The sequence below is a fragment of the Porcincola sp. LCP21S3_C12 genome, from assembly GCF_052118625.1.
Taxonomy (GTDB): Bacteria; Bacillota; Clostridia; order Lachnospirales; family Lachnospiraceae; genus Porcincola.
The window spans coordinates 1-516 of record NZ_JBQKGW010000080.1 but is presented as its reverse complement, the minus strand read 5'-3'; the positions used below and the strand labels follow the sequence as shown (position 1 = coordinate 516).

The window sequence follows — 516 nt, the reverse complement described above, 5'->3', positions numbered from 1 at the left end:
CGTGATCGGTCCTTTCCCGGAATCAAGGTCAGACTTAAAAAGAGCTGGCGTGACGTCATCGTCAAACCAACTCTCCGAAGCAATGGTTCCGTTTAAAAACAGCGTGCGTGCTGAAAGATCCGGATCTTCTCCATCCGGTGCCTTGTTCCGCACCCACTTCCAAAACTTGTTCATGTGTTCCTCCTTCCCCTTCTGTGGGGCTTTTTGTTTTCGGTATCTTCCTCAGGTTCTTCATCGGGCTCATCCTGCTCCGGAGGATCACTACCTCCAGAACCGCTCTGGTAGGCTGCGCCAGCACTCCGAAGAGGCGTCATGGTTCCGTTTACAAGAAACAGGTTCCCGCCCTCTTCGTCGGGCACGAGGTCCATGTTCTCCAACCGTCGCACGTCGTTCACGCACAGAAAGCCGTTACTGATACCGGTCGCATAGCCCTGCATGCGGGATGCGTAGTTACCGCGAAGAAGCCCGTCCACGTTGAACCGGGCGTAGTAGATCATCTTCTCATCCTTCGAGAGA

Annotated in this window: 1 protein-coding gene; it reads right to left on the bottom strand. The window is 54.3% G+C overall.

Annotated elements, in window-relative coordinates; translation table 11 throughout:
* Positions 1-170: 170 nt before the first annotated feature.
* Positions 171-516: phage portal protein (locus ACTQ1N_RS12755; RefSeq protein ID WP_441957015.1), on the bottom strand; the 346-nt coding region annotated here is incomplete at its 5' end.